At 69.0% G+C, this 17,526-nt stretch carries 15 protein-coding genes and 1 pseudogene; 9 read left to right on the top strand and 7 right to left on the bottom strand.

The window, feature by feature from the left end:
* Positions 1 to 8 precede the first annotated feature (8 nt).
* The gene (locus OG718_RS08360) at positions 9 to 1,391 is read right to left on the bottom strand and encodes an FAD-binding oxidoreductase (protein ID WP_328843781.1); all 1,383 of its coding nucleotides are present in this window, start codon (positions 1,389 to 1,391) and stop codon (positions 9 to 11) included.
* Positions 1,392 to 1,412: 21 nt separating this feature from the next.
* The gene (locus tag OG718_RS08355) at positions 1,413 to 2,393 is read right to left on the bottom strand and encodes an antibiotic biosynthesis monooxygenase (protein ID WP_306935835.1); all 981 of its coding nucleotides are present in this window, start codon (positions 2,391 to 2,393) and stop codon (positions 1,413 to 1,415) included.
* A gap of 78 nt (positions 2,394 to 2,471) precedes the next feature.
* On the opposite strand from OG718_RS08355, the gene OG718_RS08350 reads away from it, so the two are divergent.
* Positions 2,472 to 3,038, top strand: a complete 567-nt coding sequence (locus OG718_RS08350) for a nucleoside deaminase (protein WP_143641659.1) — start codon at positions 2,472 to 2,474, stop codon at positions 3,036 to 3,038.
* A gap of 1 nt (position 3,039) precedes the next feature.
* On the opposite strand, the gene OG718_RS08345 is transcribed toward OG718_RS08350, so the two are convergent.
* Positions 3,040 to 4,002, bottom strand: coding sequence for an AraC family transcriptional regulator (locus OG718_RS08345; protein ID WP_328843780.1), 963 nt, complete (start codon positions 4,000 to 4,002; stop codon positions 3,040 to 3,042).
* 110 nt (positions 4,003 to 4,112) lie between these two features.
* Between OG718_RS08345 and OG718_RS08340 the strand changes: the two genes are divergently transcribed.
* From OG718_RS08340 to OG718_RS08330, 3 genes are all read left to right on the top strand, one after another.
* Positions 4,113 to 5,096 (top strand): oxidoreductase, encoded by a 984-nt coding sequence (locus OG718_RS08340; RefSeq protein WP_328843779.1) that lies wholly within the window; start codon positions 4,113 to 4,115, stop codon positions 5,094 to 5,096.
* 245 nt (positions 5,097 to 5,341) lie between these two features.
* A complete protein-coding gene (locus OG718_RS08335; RefSeq protein ID WP_328847711.1) occupies positions 5,342 to 6,817 on the top strand; it encodes an alpha/beta hydrolase in 1,476 nt (491 codons plus the stop codon).
* 13 nt (positions 6,818 to 6,830) lie between these two features.
* Complete coding sequence (locus OG718_RS08330; RefSeq protein WP_328843777.1) at positions 6,831 to 7,484, top strand: hypothetical protein; 654 nt, start codon at positions 6,831 to 6,833, stop codon at positions 7,482 to 7,484.
* Between the two features lie 110 nt (positions 7,485 to 7,594).
* Here OG718_RS08330 and OG718_RS08325 read toward each other — a convergent pair whose 3' ends face one another.
* From OG718_RS08325 to OG718_RS08315, 3 genes and pseudogenes are all read right to left on the bottom strand, one after another.
* Positions 7,595 to 8,152 carry a DUF1062 domain-containing protein gene (locus tag OG718_RS08325; RefSeq protein ID WP_143641663.1) on the bottom strand — a complete coding sequence of 186 codons (558 nt, stop codon included), beginning with the start codon at positions 8,150 to 8,152 and terminating at the stop codon, positions 7,595 to 7,597.
* A gap of 246 nt (positions 8,153 to 8,398) precedes the next feature.
* A pseudogene (locus OG718_RS08320) lies at positions 8,399 to 8,629 on the bottom strand (VOC family protein); the annotation flags it as partial.
* A 39-nt stretch (positions 8,630 to 8,668) separates the two neighbouring features.
* Positions 8,669 to 10,057, bottom strand: coding sequence for a glycoside hydrolase family 43 protein (locus OG718_RS08315; protein WP_328843776.1), 1,389 nt, complete (start codon positions 10,055 to 10,057; stop codon positions 8,669 to 8,671).
* A 385-nt stretch (positions 10,058 to 10,442) separates the two neighbouring features.
* Here OG718_RS08315 and OG718_RS08310 point away from each other — a divergent pair, with 385 nt between their 5' ends.
* Together OG718_RS08310 and OG718_RS08305 are read left to right on the top strand one after the other, a co-directional pair.
* Entirely contained in the window at positions 10,443 to 11,669 is a 1,227-nt protein-coding gene (locus OG718_RS08310) for a cytochrome P450 (protein WP_143641665.1), read from the top strand.
* A gap of 11 nt (positions 11,670 to 11,680) precedes the next feature.
* Positions 11,681 to 11,881: a ferredoxin gene (locus OG718_RS08305; protein WP_055611986.1), complete on the top strand. Its 201-nt coding sequence runs from the start codon at positions 11,681 to 11,683 to the stop codon at positions 11,879 to 11,881.
* 84 nt (positions 11,882 to 11,965) lie between these two features.
* Here the strand turns inward: OG718_RS08305 and OG718_RS08300 are convergent, their stop codons facing one another.
* Positions 11,966 to 13,597, bottom strand: a complete 1,632-nt coding sequence (locus OG718_RS08300) for an amidase (RefSeq protein ID WP_328843775.1) — start codon at positions 13,595 to 13,597, stop codon at positions 11,966 to 11,968.
* A 223-nt stretch (positions 13,598 to 13,820) separates the two neighbouring features.
* Between OG718_RS08300 and OG718_RS08295 the strand changes: the two genes are divergently transcribed.
* The 3 genes from OG718_RS08295 to OG718_RS08285 all read left to right on the top strand — a co-directional run bounded on the left by OG718_RS08295 (position 13,821) and on the right by OG718_RS08285 (position 17,486).
* Positions 13,821 to 14,513 (top strand): hypothetical protein, encoded by a 693-nt coding sequence (locus OG718_RS08295; protein ID WP_306935827.1) that lies wholly within the window; start codon positions 13,821 to 13,823, stop codon positions 14,511 to 14,513.
* A 720-nt stretch (positions 14,514 to 15,233) separates the two neighbouring features.
* Positions 15,234 to 16,514, top strand: coding sequence for an MFS transporter (locus OG718_RS08290; protein ID WP_143641668.1), 1,281 nt, complete (start codon positions 15,234 to 15,236; stop codon positions 16,512 to 16,514).
* Between the two features lie 207 nt (positions 16,515 to 16,721).
* Positions 16,722 to 17,486: an alpha/beta hydrolase gene (locus OG718_RS08285; RefSeq protein ID WP_328843774.1), complete on the top strand. Its 765-nt coding sequence runs from the start codon at positions 16,722 to 16,724 to the stop codon at positions 17,484 to 17,486.
* The last annotated feature ends 40 nt before the right edge of the window (positions 17,487 to 17,526 follow it).

Below are 17,526 nucleotides of genomic sequence, written 5' to 3'. Positions count from 1 at the left end.
ATGGATCCCTACGGCGTGAGGTAGGTGTGGAAGACGTTCGCGGGGTCGTACGTGGACTTGAGGGCCTGTAGCCGCTCCCAGTCCTCCGGGGCGTACGACCTCCGGGCCCGGGAGGCGTCGGCGGTGAGGTCGGCCTCGGCGATGTAGTGGCCGGTTCCGTACGGCTCGACGGCACGCATGGTGTCCCGGAGCCAGCGGGTGTTGGTGTCGTCCGCCGCCGGGTCGTCCCAGATCGCGAAGGGGGCGACATAGGTCTCGCCCAGGACCGAGAAGGCCATGTCGTCCGAGAGGGAGCGGTCCCGGGAAGCGGGCCACAGGGGAGCGAGGATGAGCGACTGCTCGGAGGGGGCCCGGTCGAGCGAGGCGCCGAGCGCCGGCAGCAGGGTCTCGTAGCCGGTGTCCGACCACAGGGTGTCCACCGCGTTGCGGTGCGCTCGGGGCCAGAAGCCGGACGACGTGCCGTACAGGTCCTCGAAGGTCTTCGGCTCGTCCGTCTGCCGGAACAGGGCGCGTTCGGCGAACGGGCAGGCCCGCAGCGGCTCCAGGCAGCGGACGGCCTCGTCGCGCGTACGGGCGAAGGCGGTGCCGGTGAAGCTGATCACCTTGGGCCTCGGTGAAGCCGCCGTGATGTCCGGGGAGGCGGTCGAGAGCATGAAGGACGCCTCGACGTTCGCCGGAAGGCGCTGGGCTGCTTCGGTGGCCCATCGGGCCACCCGTTCGGCCTCGGCCAGGGGAAAGGTGTACGTGGTCTCGGCGACCGCCGCCGGAAGTTCGTGCAGTGTCACGTGGAAGCGGGTGGCGACCGCGAAGAAGCCGGGGCCCGCGCCGCGCGCGGCCCAGAAGAGGTCGGGGTGCTCGCGTCGGCTGCAGGTGAGGACGTCGCCGTCCGCGGTGACCACCTCGACCGCGTGCACGCTGGCGGCAGCCGGACCGAGCAGACCGGAGTTCCAGCCGAGGCCACCGCTGAGGAGGTAGCCGCTCAGGGCGACGGGCCCACAGTGCCCGGCAGGGAAAGCAAGGCCGTGCGGGGCGAGCGCGGCGACGAACTCGCGGCCGGTGAGCGCGGGTTGCACGGTCGCGGTGCGCGCGGCCGGATCGATCTCGCAGGCGTTGAGCGCGGAGAGGTCGATGAGCATGCCGCCGTCGCGCAGCGGGGAACCGCACCAGCTGTGTCCATGGGAGCGAATGGCGACCCGGAGACCCTCGGAGCGGGCCAGCCGGATGGCCGCCGAGATGTCGCGGTCCGAGGCGACCCGGACGATGAGGTCGGGAAAGCGCTCCGGCTTGAGGCTGTTCCAGAGCATGGCCGACCAGGTGCTGTCGTAGGCGGCGTCGCCCCGCCGGACGATCTCTCCTTCGATCACCTTGCCGACTCCGCCAACTCCGCTCACGATGCGCTCCTCAGCCGGTGGTCAGTCGGTGGTGGTCAGCCCGAATATCAGGATGCACAGCCCCCAGCACAGCATCACGAGGGCCGCCCCCGCCACATGGGTCCGCACGGAACGCGCCCTGCTGGGCGCCAGCCAGAAGGCGAGAACCCGGTTCACCAAGGGCATCAGCAGCCAGGTCAGGATGGAGACGCTCAGCATGTTTCCGATGAACAGGCCGATATAGCCGGGCAGTCCGAGCTCGTCCAGCTCGAAACCGACCGTCAGATTCAGAACCATCACGGTGGGATACAGCGCCAGCACCACGGTCATGGCCTGTTTCCAGCTGGGCGGGACGGCCTCGTCCGCGCCTTCCCCGAAGCGGAACCAACCACTGAACGCCGACTCCACCTTGCGCACGTCGTAGGAGTAGAAGTAGTCCCGGCCCTCTTCGAGGAGCTTTTCGCGGGCGCCGGACGCGAGCCATTCGTCGAGGTGCTCGTGGGTGTCGAATCTGAATACAACCACCCAGTTGTCCTGGATCCCCTCCACCGGCTTGAACAACTCGGTCCCCATGAAACCCGGGTACTTCTCCTGGGCCTTGAGGGCCTTGTCCTGCCACCGCATGAAGTCCTCTTCGCGGCCGGGCCGCACCTCGTGGGAGATGACCGCCGTGACGGCTTCCTCGTCCGGGGGCGGTGGCGTGCCGCCGACCAGGACCTCCTGGGTCGGTGTCCCGTCGAACAACGGACGTCCCTGGGCAAGCAGTTCCTGGCGCTCGCCGGACTCCAGCCAGGCGGTCAGCAGGTCGATACGGGAGAAGCGAAAGACCACCACCCATTCCCGCTCTTCACCGGCGCCCGGGGGATATATTTCCGTCCCCTCGAATCCGTCGAATGCGCGCACGGCATGGTTGGTCCGCTCCTGCCATCGCTCATAGTCGTCGGCGCGGCCTTCCCGCACCTTCTGGGAGGTCACAACGGTCGCACCGTCGCCGGTCGGGGCACGGATTGCACTGACACCCATACGGAGTAGTCTAATTCCAAGGGGAGTTATCGGACAATCGGGGCAGTTTTCCTCGGTGATACCGAGCGGAGGTCCGGCATGAGCCACAAGGAGTTTCTGACCGAAGCGGTACGGTTGGCCACCGAATCCGTCGAAGAGGGCTGGGGCGGTCCGTTCGGTGCCGTGATCACCCGGGACGACGAAATAGTGGCCCGGGGTCAGAACCGCGTCCTGCTCACCGGCGACCCCACCGCGCACGCCGAGGTGGAGACCATACGCAAGGCCGTGCAGCGCCTTAATCCCGAGGCTCCCTCGATATCGCCGGAACACCAGAACGAGAGCACGCTCGAATATGTGCCGCGCCCCGAAGGGTCCCCCGACCCGGTACCGGAGCGGGCCCGGATGCTCAAAGGCTGTTCGATCTACATCAGCGGCGCCCCCTGCCCGATGTGCATGAGCGCCATCTACTGGTCGAGGATCGACAACGTCTACTACAGCTGCGATCTGAAGGCCACACGTGAGATCGGCTTCGACGACGCCTTCCAGTACGAGGACTTCCAGAAGCCCCTCGACCAGCGCCGGATCCACGTCGAGCAAATCCACCCCGAACTCGGCGCCCACGCCTACGAAACCTGGTCGCACAAGCCCGACCGGCATCCCTACTGACCTACTGAAGTCGTGGACGGCCGGGACCTGTCCGTGGTCGCCCTTCCGTGGCCTCTGCCCGGTAGCGTCGCGGCGCCACGCCGACCGCCCGCTTGAAGGCGTTGCTGAAGGCGCTCTCGGAGGTGTAGCCCACGGAGCGGCCGAGCGCCGCGACCGGGGTGGTGTCCTGCCGCAGGGCCCGGGCGGCCAGGCTCATGCGCCAGTTCAACAGGTACGTCAGGGGCGGCACCCCGGCCGCTTCCTTGAACCGTACGGCGAACGTGGTGCGGGACATCGCCGCCGCCCGGGCGAGCTCCTCAAGCTGCCAGGGGTGGGCCGGGTCGCCGTGCATCAGGCGCAGCGCCGGGGCGAGCCGTTCGTCGGCGAGGGCGCGCAGCCAGCCGGGCGGCAGCCCGTCCGCCTCGGTCAGGCAGACCCGCAGCACCTGCACGAACATCAGCTGTGCGAGATGGGCGGAGACGAACTCGACCCCGGCCCGGCGCTTCGTCATCTCCGCCGCCAACTGCCCGATGAGCCACCGCAGTACGCCGGCCTCGGGTGAGTCGGCCCGTACGTGGACCAGCTCCGGCAGTGCCCGTCGCAGCAGGTCGCCGCGGTCCCGGCTCAGGTCGATGTGCCCGGACACGCAGGCGACGTCCACGTCCTCGCCGCGGCCGAGTCGGGCCATCCGGGTCACCGGGTCCATGACGACGTCGTCGGAGTCGGTCGGCTCGATGCCGGGCCCGCTGCACAGCGTGTAGGGCTGCCCGCCGTCGGAGACCACGACGTCCCCCTCCGTGAGCCGCAGGGGTTCGCCGCCCGAATCACGGGCCAGCAGACAGCTGCCCCGCAGTACGGCGTTCACCTTCAGCCGGTCTCGGCCGCGCAACCGGATCGCCCAGTCCCCGCCTGCCTCGAAGCCGCCGGAGAACACACTGCGGGCGTCGGCGACGGCGAGAGCGTCGGACAACGGGTCTGTGGTCATGCTCGAACTATCACGCAAGTAATGCGGATCCTCAAGCATTCATCGTACGGATCCGTCGACCTACGGTGGTCCGGACAGCTCAGGTTGAGCACGTTGAGGAGAGACCGGACATGACCACCGCACAGCACCCCCTGGGTTCCGGCTTCGGCGCCGCGTCCACCGCCGAGGAGGTGATCAAGGGGATCGACCTGACCGGAAAGGTCGCGATCGTCACGGGCGGCTACTCCGGCATCGGGCTGGAGACGGCTCGTGTACTGCGCGCCGCCGGCGCCGAGGTCGTCGTACCGGCACGGGACGTGCAGCGGGCCCGGACGGCGCTGGAGGCCGTGCCCCGAGCCGAGGTCGAACACCTGGACCTGCTGGACCCGGCGTCCATCGACGCCTTCGCGGAGAAGTTCCTGGCGTCCGGACGGCCGCTGCACCTCCTGGTCAACAGCGCCGGGATCATGGCAACCCCTTTGGCGCGGGACGCGCGCGGATACGAGGGACAGTTCGCCACCAACCACCTGGGGCACTTCCAGTTGACCACCCGACTGTGGCCCGCGCTGGTCGCGGCCGAGGGCGCGCGGGTCGTCGTGCTGTCGTCGCGGGGCATCCGCTTCGCCGGCGTCGACTTCGACGACCTGCACTTCGAGCACCGGACGTACGAGCCCTTCCTGGCCTACGGGCAGTCGAAGACGGCCAACGCCCTGTTCGCCGTGGAGTTGGACCGGCGCGGGCAGGCGCACGGCATCCGGGCGTTCGCCGTGCACCCGGGTCTCATCGTCGACACCGGGCTGGTCAAGCACCTCGACACCGCGACGCTTCAGGCCGCGGGGGCGCTGGACAGCGAGGGCAGGCCCGTCCGTGATCCCGAGCGCCAGATGAAGACGGTGCGGCAGGGCGCGGCCACCAGTGTCTGGTGTGCGACCAGCCCGCAGCTCGACGGTCTCGGCGGGGTCTACTGCGAGAACGTCGACATCAGCCCGTTGGTGACCCCCGAGAAGGAGGCCGCCTGGGCCGGCGGCGACAGCACCCCTGGCGTGCTGCCACGTGCTGTGGACCCGGAGGCGGCCACCCGCCTCTGGGAGGTCAGCGAACGGCTCACGGCCTGACGATCGCGTCGATGCGGGCCGGCTCGTCGGCGTCGAGGCCCAGATCGCGGGTGACCGCGACGCCACGTCATGCTTTCGCCCTGACGAACGTCATGGCCAAGTGATGACATCACGCCCTGTCAGGTGAGTGTGCCGGCGGCTGAGGTGGATGCATGACCTCGAAACCCGGCACCGACGCTGAACGCCTGAACCTCACCTACGGCGACGTCCACTCCGTGAAGGAGCTGCCTCACGGAGGACATCGGATGCGCAGAGTCTTGTCCCTCGCCCTCGCCACCACCGCGGTGGCGGCGGCGACCGCGGTTCCCGGAGTGTCGGTGGCGGCGACCCCGGACACTGTGCGGTGGGGACCGTGCCCGCAGAAGGCCGACTCGGAGAAGGCCACCTTGCCCCGCCTGGAGTGCTCGACGCTAGAAGTCCCGCTGGACTACCGGGATCCGGACGGCAGGCAGATCGAGATCGCGATCTCCCGGCTGGCGAGCAAGGAACCCTCGCAGCGCCGCGGCGTACTGCTGACCAATCCGGGCGGGCCCGGCGTCACGGGACTGGGCTACCCGGCCGTACTCGCCGCCTCGGGGCTGCCACGGAAGGTGCTGGACTCCTATGACCTGATCGGCTTTGACCCGCGTGGCGTCGGCCGCAGCGCGCCGGTGACCTGTGACCTGACCCCGGCACAGCGGAACCGCGGCAACTTGCCGCCGTACGCGCACACCGCGGCCGATGTCGCGCACGCGGCGGGGAACGCGCGGACCATCGCGAAGCAGTGCGCTGCCTCGCAGACGGCATCGATGCTGCCGCACACCACCACCGCGAACACCGCGCGCGACATGGACCGTATCCGGGAGGCACTGGGCGAGCCGAAACTCTCGTACCTCGGGGGGTCCTACGGCTCCTACCTCGGTGCGGTGTACACGACGCTGTTCCCGGGGCGCAGCGACCGGATCGTGCTCGACAGCAACCTGGGCCCCGGCGGTTACGACGTCACGGCCATGCGGTTGCTCGCCCGTGGAATGGAGGACCGGTTCCCGGACTTCGCGGCGTTCGCGGCCGCGCGCCCCGAGTACGGTCTGGGCACCACACCGGAGCAGGTGACCGCGAAGTTCTTCGAGCTCGCGAAGCGGTTGGAGGCGAAGCCGGTCCGAGGCATCGACGCGACGTTGTTCCGCGGGCTCACCTTCGACCGCCTCTACAGCGACGCGTCCATGCCGTTGGTGGCCGAGATGTGGCAGGCGCTCGACAGGGACCGGCCGCTGCCGCCCGACACCCCGCCGTCGATGGAGGCCATGGAGAACTCCATGGCCGCGCGCTTCTATGTGATCTGTGGTGACTCGCGCTGGCCGCGCACGATCCGGGAGTATCAGCGCGATGTCGCCGTCGACCGGCTGAGGTACCCGATGATGGGCGGCTCCGCGGCAAGCATCGGACCGTGCGCGTTCTGGCCGGCCGAGCGGGTCGAGCCGCCGGTGCGCATCGGTGACCGGGGCCCGTCGAACGTGCTCATGGTGCAGAACGAGCGCGACCCGGGAACGCCGTTGGCCGGGGCCCGGGAGCTGCGGCGGGCGTTCGGAAAGCGGGCCACGATGGTGACGGCCGATCAGGGCGGGCACGGTGTCTATCCGTACGGCGGCAACACGTGCGCGAACGACACGGTGACGGCGTTCCTGACCACCGGTCAGCGCCCCTCTCGAGACCTCGCCTGCGCGGCGGAACCCAGCAAGTAGCAGGAGTAGAGGCATGCTCAAGGATTGGCGGCATCGTCGGGCCCTGCAGCGGGTCAAGCCCGGGGACGGGCGACCTTTGAAGCGTTTCCGCTGGTGGCAGATGCTTACCCGCGCACTGTTCCATCTCCGGCTGATGAACGACGACGGTCGGCAGACCGTCTACGCCGTCGACGTCAAGCACCAGAACGCGTCGGAGGGCCACGTCAGGGCCCACCTGTACCTCGATGGCAGGCATCACGCCGAGTCCAGAGTCCCTGCCGTCTTCCCCGTCCAGGGCGGCACCGTCGAAGTAAGGGCGAGCGGCTTCGGGCTCAAGCGCTGCCACTACGTCACCACCGAGGGCGCCGAGCACCAACTCGTCCCGGATCCCGCCTCCGCCGAGGGGCGCCGCGCGCGCTTCGACCGCTCGCACCCCGCACTGAGCCGCTGTATCGGGTTCCTCTCGGTGACCGTGCTCGCCATCGGCCTGGTTCTCCTGGTCCTTCAGCTCGCCGAACAGATCACCCGGGCGCCGGAGGGCGTCGCCCAGTACGTCGGGACCTTCACCTCGCCCATTGACCTGTCGGCATGGGGCAACACCGTGCTCGGGGTCGCTACCGTGGCGGCCAGCACGGAGCGGGCGCTGCGGCTGCGTTACAGCCGGCTGCTCGACGGCGCGGCAGGCTGAGCTCGACGTTTGTCCGGGTGCCCGGCGGTTGAGCGCTGTGAGGTGCGTTCGGGACCAAGGGGCCTGTCCGGCGGAACTTGCCGGACAGGCCCCTTGGTCCCCAGGAGTGCTCAGCGCTTGAGCGTGAAGGTGAAGTCGCCGGAGAGCTTGCCGCTCAGCCGGACTGCCGAAACGAGCTTCCCCTCCGTGATCAGTCGCTCGACCTCGGCCCGCGAAACTCCGCAGCCTTCAGCGATCAGCCGCACCGGCCGGACCGGGATCCGCGCCGCGAAGCGGACCGACACGTCGATGGCGTCGTTCACCTCGCGGCCCAGGTGTTCCGATCCGCCCGTATCGAGACGCCAGGCGCTGTCCCAGTCGAGGGCGATGCGATTACGGCGCCGCACGACCGGATCCTGGAGCAACTCGGCTGCCAGGCCGAGGTCGTTGTCGTGCATCCGGTCCAGCAGCTCAGATCGTACGGAGCGCACGTTCATCCGTTCCAGGACCGTGAGCTTTGCCGTGTCCCCGCAAGCGGTACAGAGGACGAGGAGCCAGGCGTCGAGGAGCTTGTGGTTTGCGTTGACGCGGAATTTGCCGTTTGCCCTGAAGCGCTCGGACGCGCACGCGTGGCAACGGCGGAGAACAGTAGGCAGGCAGGTGGGCATGACCACCCAGCTATTGAGCACAGAAGTACACCGGTTTCAGTGAGAAGTCCGCAGCAAAAAGGAGCGCGGCGCACATGCGCGACGCGCGACAGATCAGCTCTCGGGAGGTCTCACAGGGTGTACAACGGCACGTCCTTGCCTAGACGACTTGGCTCGGCAGCACGGTAAGGCAGCACAGCGGCGCCGCTCCACCGATTTTCGAGCGCCTCATGCCCCGGCACACGCGGCGTCAGCCGAAGGCATTGAAGGGTATTGCCCTGGAAGGGATCAGCCTCTGACCAAGCAGAAGGGGTGCCCGGCCGGGTCGGTGAGGACTCGCCATCTGGCCTCGTCCGGTTGGTGGTCCGGTCTGCCCGCGCCCAGTTCCAGCAGCCGGGCCTCGGCCTCGTCCAGGTCGTCGACCGCGAAGTCGAGATGAAACTGCTGGGGAACGGTCTGGTCGGGCCAGCGCGGTGCCTGGTGGTCGTCGACCCGTTGGAAGCCGATGGAGAGCCCGTTCCCGAAGCCTGTGCGGAGCGTCCCGGTGGACCTGGGCCCTCAATAGCCGACGCGGAACGTCGCGTCCTGCCGTTCGGTGGACGTGGAGATCGGGTCGATGCGCAGCACGTAGTCGGCGTGGCGGATGTAGCGGGTCGGGTTGTTGTACGAGCGGAAGGACGCCCAGGAGCTGTCCGCGAGGCCCGCCGTGCGGTAGAAGGTCGCGTCGCCCGCAAACGTCGACGTGCCGTCGTTGACGTCGAGTTGGAGCTGGTAGTTGTAGTGCCGCAGATAGCGGGTGGGGTGGTTGACCGACTGGAAGGAGACCCCGGAGCTGTCGGCCAGGCCCGGGACGAGCTTCCACTGCGAGTCGGAGTACAGGTCGAACGGGTACGTGTCGATGCGGGCCGCGTAGTTGGCGTGACGGACGTAGCGGGCCGGGTAGTTGTACGACTTGAGCCGGTTCCAGGTCGGCGCGCCCCACTTGGTGAGCAGGTTGTTGTACTCGGCCGTGGTGATCGTCGCGATGCCGCAGTGCTTGGAGTTGACCGGCTGGGTGTACGTCTTCTGGTCGAGCGCGGTCCAGGTGCCCGCGGCCAGGTCGGTGGACTGCCAGGCGTAGAAGACGCCGTTGGGGGTGTATGTGTCTCCCCAGAGGTACCAGGTGTTCGAGGTCAGTGACTTGAACACGGTGGGGGCCTCGGTGCCGCCGTGTGCGACGCCCGCGCTGAACTCGGTGAAGCTGCCCGGGGCGAGAGAGCTGGACCTCGCCGCCACCAGTGTCTGGTTCTTCTTGAAGAAGAGGTAGTTGACGCCGTTGACGCCGACGGCCATGTTGCCGTCGATGACGTCGTAGCCGGGGTCGAAGAAGACCTGCGGGGCCGATGCGGTGACGAAGTCGCTGGTGTAGTTCACCATGATCACGTTGTGGCCGCTGGAGTTGACCGAGGAGTAGATGACCGCGTACTGGCCCCGCCCGGCGTCCCAGAACGCCTCGGGGGCCCAGCTGTGGGTGGTCATGTCGTGGAGCTTGAGGCGGCGGTAGCCGGTGAAGGTGCGCAGGTCGGCGGAGTCCCAGACGTGGATGTACTGGCTGTTGTAGCCCCAGTCGGTGCCCTTGAGGTCGGTGGCGATGACGACGAAGGTGCCGTCCTGCTTACGCATGAGGAACGGGTCGCGCAGGCCGAGTGCGCCCGCGGTGGGGGTGACCAAGGGGTTGTTCTGGTTCAGCGGCGTCCAGTTGAGCGAGTCGGTGCTGACAGCGAGGTGAAGGCCGTAGTCGGTGCCCTCGCCCAGGCTGGTCGACTCGGTGAAGTAGCACATCACATAGGCCGAGTCGGCCGCGTGGGCGGTGCCGGCGCCGAGGGTCATCACGCCGGACATGGCCAGGGGGGTGGTGGCGGCCATGCCGAGGAAGAGGCGGCGGGACGGCTGGGGTCTTGCGCTCATCGTGGTCTCCAGGCGGCGGGTGCGGGGGCGGAGTGAGCGGCTGCGCGGGGTGGGGGACCGGGGGACGTGAACTGAGCAGCCACGCAAGCAAGTTGGCCGAAATTTCGAACTAGGTTCGGAAAGTCGATCAGAAGGTAGAGCCCTGTCCGGTGCGCGTCAATCACTCTGTCGAGGCTGTGGTGATTCTGTGCCGCCGAGAGCTGTGGGCTTCCGGTCGCGAGGAGTCGCCGTGTTCGACGGAGCGGCCGAACTCGCACACCGGAGCGGTCAATTCCGGCCAGATTGTCCCCTTCGTGGATCTGGCTGAACTCGATGTCGTCTCATTAGATGCCCGCGGCATCTAATGAAGATCGGTACGACGCATCCTTCGTCCGCGAGGTCTTCGATGACAGACATGACGGATACGGCAGACGTGACGCCGCTCTCGGCACCCGTCGCCTTCCCCCAGGACCGCACCTGTCCCTACCAGCCGCCCACGGGCTACGACCCTCTGCGCGCCGCCCGACCGCTCGCCCGCGTCACCCTCTATGACGGCCGGGCCGTCTGGCTGGTCACCGGCCGTGACGTGGCCCGCAGCCTGCTCGCCGATTCCCGCCTGTCGTCCGACCGTATGCGCCCCGGTTATCCGGCCACCTCACCGCGCATCGTGGCGTTCCGCGACCGCCGGGCCGCCCTGCTGAACGTCGACGACCCCGAGCACCATGCCCAGCGGCGGATGCTGGTCCCGAGCTTCACCCTCAAGCGCGCCGCCGCGTTGCGGCCGGCCATCCAGCGGATCGTCGACGAGTGCCTCGACGCGATGCTCGCGCAAGGCCCGTCGGCCGAGCTGGTGAACGCCTTCGCGCTCCCCGTTCCCTCGACGGTGATCTGTGAACTGCTCGGTGTCCCGTACGCCGACCACGAGTTCTTCGAGGAACAGTCCCGTCGCCTGCTGCGTGGCCGGGACATCGACGAGGTGCGGGACGCGCGCGACCAGCTCGACGGCTACCTCGGGGCGCTGATCGACCGCAAGTCCGAGTCACCCGTCGGCGACGGTGTCCTCGACGCCCTGGTCCACGAACAGTTGCGCGACGGCGCTGTGGACCGCGAGGAGGCGGTCTCGCTGGCCACGATCCTGCTGGTCGCCGGCCACGAGACGACCGCCAACATGATCTCGCTGGGCACGTACACCCTGCTCCAACACCCTGAGCGGCTGGCGGAGCTGCGGGCCGATCCGTCGCTGTGGCCCACCGCCGTCGACGAGTTGATGCGGATGCTGTCCATCGCGGACGGGCTGCTGAGGCAGGCCACGGAGGACATCGAGGTGTCCGGGACGACGATCCGCGCCGGTGAGGGCGTGGTCTTCGCGACGTCGGTCATCAACCGCGACGGAGAGGTCTACGCCGAACCCGACGCCCTCGACTGGCACCGCCCCACCCGCCATCACGTGGCGTTCGGCTTCGGCATCCACCAGTGTCTCGGCCAGAACCTCGCCCGTGCCGAGATGGAGATCGCCCTGCGTTCCCTCTTCGAGCGCGTGCCCGGGCTTCGGCTCGACGTGGCGCCGGACGAGGTGCGCTTCAAACCGGGCGACACGATCCAGGGGATGCTGGACCTCCCCGTGGCCTGGTAGGGGGTCTCCTCGTGCACATCGACATCGACACGGACGTGTGCATCGGCGCCGGCCAGTGCGCGCTGTCCGCCCCGGCCGTCTTCACCCAGGACGACGACGGCTTCAGCACCCTCCTGCCGGGACAGGAGGACAGCGGCGACCCGATGGTCCGGGAGGCGGCCCGAGCCTGCCCGGTCGGCGCCATCAAGGTGTCGGAAACCGCGCGGCCGTGACTGTCGTGGTGGCCCCTCGGACAGGGGCCACCACAGGTACGCCGTCATGTGCGTCGCAGCCCGGGCGCGTTGTCGACGGCCGGGTCAGAAGCCGACATCGGCGTCCCGGTAGGCCGGCGGTCGGCGGACACCGCTGGCCTGCTCATGGGCGTAGGCGAGACGGAGCAGCACCGGCTCGCTCCACGCCGTACCCATGAAGGTCAGGCCGACCGGCAGGCCGAACGCGAAGCCGGCCGGGACGCTGATCGCGGGGTATCCGGCGAGTGCGGCGGGCGTCGACGAGCCGCCGCCGTAGCTGTCCCCGCGGATCAGGTCGATCTTGGCCGGTGGTCCGGTGGTCGGCATGACCAGCGCGTCCAGGTCGAAGCGGCGCAGCACCGCGTCGATGCCCTCGGTGCGTGAGAGCCGGTGGTTGGTGGCCAGTGCCTCACGGTATTCGCGTTCGCCGAAGTCCAGCTTGTGCACCGCCTCCAGTCCGTCCTGCTGCACATAGCGGAGTTCGCGGTCGGCGTGCGCACGGTTGAACGCGATCAGCTCCGCCAGGCTGCGCGGATGGTCGCCGGGGGCGGCGGCCAGGTAGGCGTTCAGTCCACGCTTGATCTCGTACGCTTGGACGACCATCGAGCTGGGCAGGTCCTCGAGCTGTTCGGCTGTCGGGATGTCGGCCGGGTCGACCACCGTCGCCCCCGCCTTGCGCAGCACGGCGATCGCCCGCTCCGCGATCTCGTCGGCGTGGTGGCTGTAGCCGAAGTACACCGCTCGCGGCACGCCGATGCGGGCCCCGCGCAGCCCGTCGGCGTCGAGGAAGCGGGTGTAGTCGCGATGGAAGTGGCCGCGGCTCGCCTCGGTCGCCGGATCGCGGTCGTCGATTCCGACGAGCGTGCCGAGCAGGATCGCGGCGTCGCGGACCGTGCGCGCGATCGGACCGACACTGTCCTGGCTCGGTACGCCGGGGATCATGCCGCCGCGCCCGACCAGTCCGACGGTCGGCTTCACCCCGACGACGGAGTTCGCCGAGGACGGATCGATGATCGAGCCGTTGGTCTCCGTACCGATTCCGGCGACGCACAGGTTGGCCGCGGCGGCGACCGCGGTGCCCGAACTGGACTCGTTCGGTGACCGGTCCAGTTTGTAGGGGTTCCTGGTCTGGCCGCCGCGAGCGCTCCAGCCTGCATGGTGGGTGAGCGACATCCCGCCGGCCCACTCGCTGAGATTGGTCTTGCCGAGGATGACGGCACCGGCCGCGCGCAGCCTGGCGGCGACCGTGGCGTCCCTCGCGGGCCGCAGGCCCTGCAGGGCGAGTGATCCGGCCGTCGTGTGCATCCGGTCCCCGGTCTCCACCAGGTCCTTGAGCAGGATGGGCATGCCGTGCAGGGGTCCACGCCGACCCCGCTCGGCGTCCAGGCGCCGGGCTTCTCGCAGCGCGTCGGGATTGACCTCGATCACCGCGTGCAGGAACGGGTCGATGCGTTCGATGCGCTCCAGGTAGTGGCGGGTGAGCTGTTCGGCGGTGAGCCGTCCGTCGTCCATCCGCCGGCGAAGCTCACCGATGCCGAGTTCGTCCAGTCCGGTGGCCGCGGCGTGTGCCGTGTCCGCGGCTCGTTTCGTGGTCGAGCCGTCGGCCCGGGCGGGGCCTCCGCCGAGCCAGGGTGTGGCTGCCGCGGCGGTGCCGAGTGCGAGCACGGTGCGGCGGCGTGGGGCGTTGATCCGGTCCATTCACCGCACGTTAGAGGCGTGGTGGAGGATTCTCGCTCCGGCTGTCCCCCGGCTCTGTGGTGACAGCAGCCCCCGGTCACTCCGGGTGCCAGCCGGAACGTCGTGCACGGCAGGCCGCTGTTAGCCGCTCCTCCACTTGTGTGGATTCAAGTTGTTTGTCTGGTGCGGGTGTTGAGCCGCGGTTAGCGTGCCTTGACCGATGTGCCTCAAGGGGGAGCAGTAGATGCGTAAGACAGGCATCCGCAGGATTCTGGCGCGACTGAGCGTCGCGCTGCTGGCGGCCACAGGACTCGTCCTGACCGGACCGAACGCCGCCCAGGCCAGCACCGTCGTCGACATCCCGGCGCCCACGCCCGGCGGCGTCTCCATGACGATGAAGTTCTACGGGGCCGTCGTGCCCCAGCCCTACACCCCGGACCCGGACGCCGCGTACAACGAACCGAACACCTGCCAGCTGTACTTCCGGCAGTTCGACCCGACCTCCGGCTGTGGCGGCTTCAAGTTCGGGACGGTGCTGCACGACGTCCGCGAGCAGCCCGGTTACAAGGCGGGACTGGCCGGCACCGGCTACTTCGACGCGTATGCCGACACCGACCGCACCTTCGGCTGCCTGCGTCCTGACGGCAGCTTCGACCACTCCACCTCCTTCGTCGTCCACCAGGACCAGCGCCGGCTGTCCCCGGTCTACGTCGAGGGCGGCGCCGCCAATCTCGTCCAGCGCCTCCGGGACTATCCCGACGCCGAATACGGGCCCAACTGGTTCGTCAACTTCACCCCCATCGTCGACGTCGACTGCCCGGCCGGCATGACCCCGACCCAGTACGGGCTCAAGGTCAGCAACGTGCGGGTCTCGATCGAGGACCCCGAGATCTTCGGTACGACGACGTGGGCCTACCCGGGGCCGTTCTACGCGTAGAACGTCGTAGAACCGGCGCGTACGAGGGCCTGCCCGGCCTTGAGAGGCTCCCGGGCCCTCGTACGTCACCCCCGTCAGCCGGTCCGGGGACGCCCCGAACTCGCCGTCAGGCCACTAGAGTTGACGCCAGTGGCCCAGCACCGGCGCGGGTATGACGCGGCAAACTTGTGCACAATCTGTGGTTGATTACTCAACAAGGCGTGTGGCAAGGTCACTTCACAACTGTCGGGCGTGCCGCTTCATACCGCAGGCCTGACTTCCCTCTTGCCCCCCACTTGAGTGGAGTCCGCGTGCCCAAGAGCTCGCACCCTGGCGTGGACGGACAGCGTCCCCGCCACAGCCATGCCCGCCGCCGAGCGGAGCGGCACGAGTGGGGCAACCGGCATCCCTTCGGCGCGCGGTCGCGGGAATCCGAGAGGCGTGTCCTACGAGGCCGCGCAGCCGTTCAGGGGTCCGTGCCGACGGTGCGCGGACGGCGGTGCGACGGCCGCGTATCGCGTACGGACAACACCTGATCCCCTGCTGATCGAATGCGGAGCCTCCCGCGCCACACGGCCGGCGACGGAAGCCCGCCGAGTGCCGGTCGCCGCCCTGTAGGAACGGCTTCGGCACCCCTTCCGGCTTCAGGCCAAGAATCCTCGACCGGGTCCTTCATGCGATGGCCCGCCAGGTCGGCTCTCCCCTTTGTGATGCCACCGCTGACTGAAAGCACCCCACTCCGTGACCATCTCCGTTTACGAGGGCCAACCGGCCGGTCGGCACGCAGCCATTCCCCAAGGCAGCCTGCTCCGCCGGGTATACGCACCCCGAGCCTTCGACGCGCTTGCCTTCTCCATGTGCACCTACGCCATGCCGCTCCTGGTGCTGGCCACGACCAAGTCCGCGTCCCTGACGGGGCTGGCCTTCGCGCTGGAGTGGCTTCCGCGGGTGGCGGCCTTCGGCCTGGCCGGCGACCTGGTCGACCGGCGTGGGGCCGCGATCGTGTTCTTCCTCGCCTCCCTGGCACGGGCGCTGCTCGTGGCGGCGGGAGGCGTCGCCCTGTTCATGCTTCCGAGCGGGACGGCCGAAACGGTCACTGTGATGGCGCTGGCCGCCGGAACAGGTGCCCTGACACAGTTCAGTTTCATCGCCAACGAAGCCGTGGGCGCGATCGTCAGCCGGCGAACGGCGGTCCAGGCGCACAAGGTGCAGTCCGTGCTGATCGGCATAGACCAGACCGCCACGCTCACGGGCCCCGCGCTGGGTGGTGTGCTTCTGCTCGCCGGGCCGAGCCATATGCTCGCCGTCCTCGGGGGGTTGTCCGTCCTCGCGGCCTGTCTCGCCCTGCAGACGCCGCCGACTCCACTGCGCGGCTCTGCGAAGAACGGGGTGCCACGGGAAGCGGGGCTCAAGACCGGCTGGCACACGCTGAGTTCGCTGCCCGTGCTGAGCTGGCTCGTGGCCGGGCTGGTCGTCTCCAACCTCGCGCTCGGACTGCTGCAGGCCGCCAGCCCGATCATCGTGATCGAGCGCTTCGGGCTGACCTCGGCAGCCGTGGGCACCCTCTGGTCGGCGGCAGCGGCATCCACCCTTCTCGCCGTCGCGGCCTGCCGATTCGCGCTCAACCGGCTGGGCCTCTGGGGCGTCGGCGTGGTCTGTTCCACCGTCGCGTCCGCGGCTTGTCTCGCGCTGGCGCAGGCGCCCACCTACATCTCGTACGTCCTGGTCATGGCGCTCTTCATGGCCGCGGACGGCGGCCTGACCGTCGTGCTGCGCACACTGCGCTCGCTCCTCATACCGCCGGCCGCCTTCGGAAGCACCCTCTCCCTGACCATCCTGCTTCTCCTGTTGCCCTTCCCGGTCGCGGGAATCGTGGTTGCCCTGACACCGTTGTCGGCACTCCAGCACGCCATCCTGGTGTGCGGCGTACTCCAGGCGGTCGCTCTGGGCCTCGCGTTTCTGCGGCTGCGGGGCGATCCGGTCCTGCGCGGCTCCGGCAACATGGCCCGGGCGACAGCCTGATGGCGAAGTGACCCAGGGCCAAGGAAAAGGGTTGGGCGGGACGGAGCCCGGGCTGCTAGCTTGCAGTCGATCGTGACATCGAGCGAGGAGGTGAGACCCATGAACGCTGTATCCATGTGGGTGCTCCCCCTTCCCTTCACGGTCGGGCGATTGGCATAGGTGTCGCCGGGAGCGCCTCGACAAGGCACTCCCGAAAGGCAACGACCCATGCATTCTGTGCATTTCACCGCGGAGACATCGTCTAACGGTGTCCGCGAACGCGACTTCACTGTGGGTGAGGTCCCTGGCGCCCTCTGGTCACCGTCCACCGGTTCCGGTCGCGCACCCTTGGTGCTGATGGGCCACGGCGGCGGCACGCACAAGAAGGCGCCGGCGATGACGGGGCGCGCACAACTCCTCGTCGCCGAGTGCGGTTTCCACGTCGCCGCCATCGACGCGCCCGGCCACGGCGGCAGGCTCCGCGCGGCGCACGACGAGCAGGAGATCGCCGCGATGCAGCAAGCCATGGCGGCGGGCGAACCGGTCGGCCCGATCGTCGTCCGGTACAACGCCCACCTGGCGGAGCGTGCCGTACCGGAGTGGCGGGCGACCCTGGACGCCCTCCAGGAACTGCCGGAGATCGGCACCGAAGGGCCGGTCGGCTACTTCGGGCTGAACATGGGCACCGCGATCGGGGTACCGCTGACGGCGGTCGAACCCAGGATCACCGCCGCGGCCTTCGGCCTCCACTGGCCCGACGCCCTGGCCGAGTACGCGCGGCGGATCACCGTACCGATCGAGTACGCCCTCCAGTGGGACGACGAGCACATCCCACGCCAATCCGGTCTCGCGTTGTTCGACGCCTTCGCCTCGAAGGAGAAGACGTTGCACGCCAACGCGGGCGCGCACAAGGAACTGCCTCGGTTCGAGGCCGACAGCGCGGTCCGGTTCTTCGCCCGGCATCTCGGCCGGGCCGTGACGACGTCGGCCTGACCCGACGGGCATCGGCGTCCGCCCACTGGGCGGACGCCCG

This window comes from Streptomyces sp. NBC_00258, from assembly GCF_036182465.1.
Lineage (GTDB): Bacteria > Actinomycetota > Actinomycetes > Streptomycetales > Streptomycetaceae > Streptomyces.
The sequence above is the reverse complement of the archived record's forward strand: the minus strand, read 5'-3'. Positions and strand labels throughout refer to the sequence as shown.

Excerpts from the sequence above, each read along its gene's own strand:
- OG718_RS08345 (WP_328843780.1), bottom strand. The coding sequence starts at position 4,002 with ATGACCACAGACCCGTTGTCCGACGCTCTCGCCGTCGCCGACGCCCGC.
- OG718_RS08330 (WP_328843777.1), top strand. The coding sequence starts at position 6,831 with ATGCTCAAGGATTGGCGGCATCGTCGGGCCCTGCAGCGGGTCAAGCCC.
- OG718_RS08340 (WP_328843779.1), top strand. The coding sequence starts at position 4,113 with ATGACCACCGCACAGCACCCCCTGGGTTCCGGCTTCGGCGCCGCGTCC.
- OG718_RS08310 (WP_143641665.1), top strand. The coding sequence starts at position 10,443 with ATGACAGACATGACGGATACGGCAGACGTGACGCCGCTCTCGGCACCC.
- OG718_RS08315 (WP_328843776.1), bottom strand. The coding sequence starts at position 10,057 with ATGAGCGCAAGACCCCAGCCGTCCCGCCGCCTCTTCCTCGGCATGGCC.
- OG718_RS08350 (WP_143641659.1), top strand. The coding sequence starts at position 2,472 with ATGAGCCACAAGGAGTTTCTGACCGAAGCGGTACGGTTGGCCACCGAA.
- OG718_RS08355 (WP_306935835.1), bottom strand. The coding sequence starts at position 2,393 with ATGGGTGTCAGTGCAATCCGTGCCCCGACCGGCGACGGTGCGACCGTT.
- OG718_RS08300 (WP_328843775.1), bottom strand. The coding sequence starts at position 13,597 with ATGGACCGGATCAACGCCCCACGCCGCCGCACCGTGCTCGCACTCGGC.
- OG718_RS08335 (WP_328847711.1), top strand. The coding sequence starts at position 5,342 with ATGCGCAGAGTCTTGTCCCTCGCCCTCGCCACCACCGCGGTGGCGGCG.
- OG718_RS08285 (WP_328843774.1), top strand. The coding sequence starts at position 16,722 with ATGCATTCTGTGCATTTCACCGCGGAGACATCGTCTAACGGTGTCCGC.
- OG718_RS08295 (WP_306935827.1), top strand. The coding sequence starts at position 13,821 with ATGCGTAAGACAGGCATCCGCAGGATTCTGGCGCGACTGAGCGTCGCG.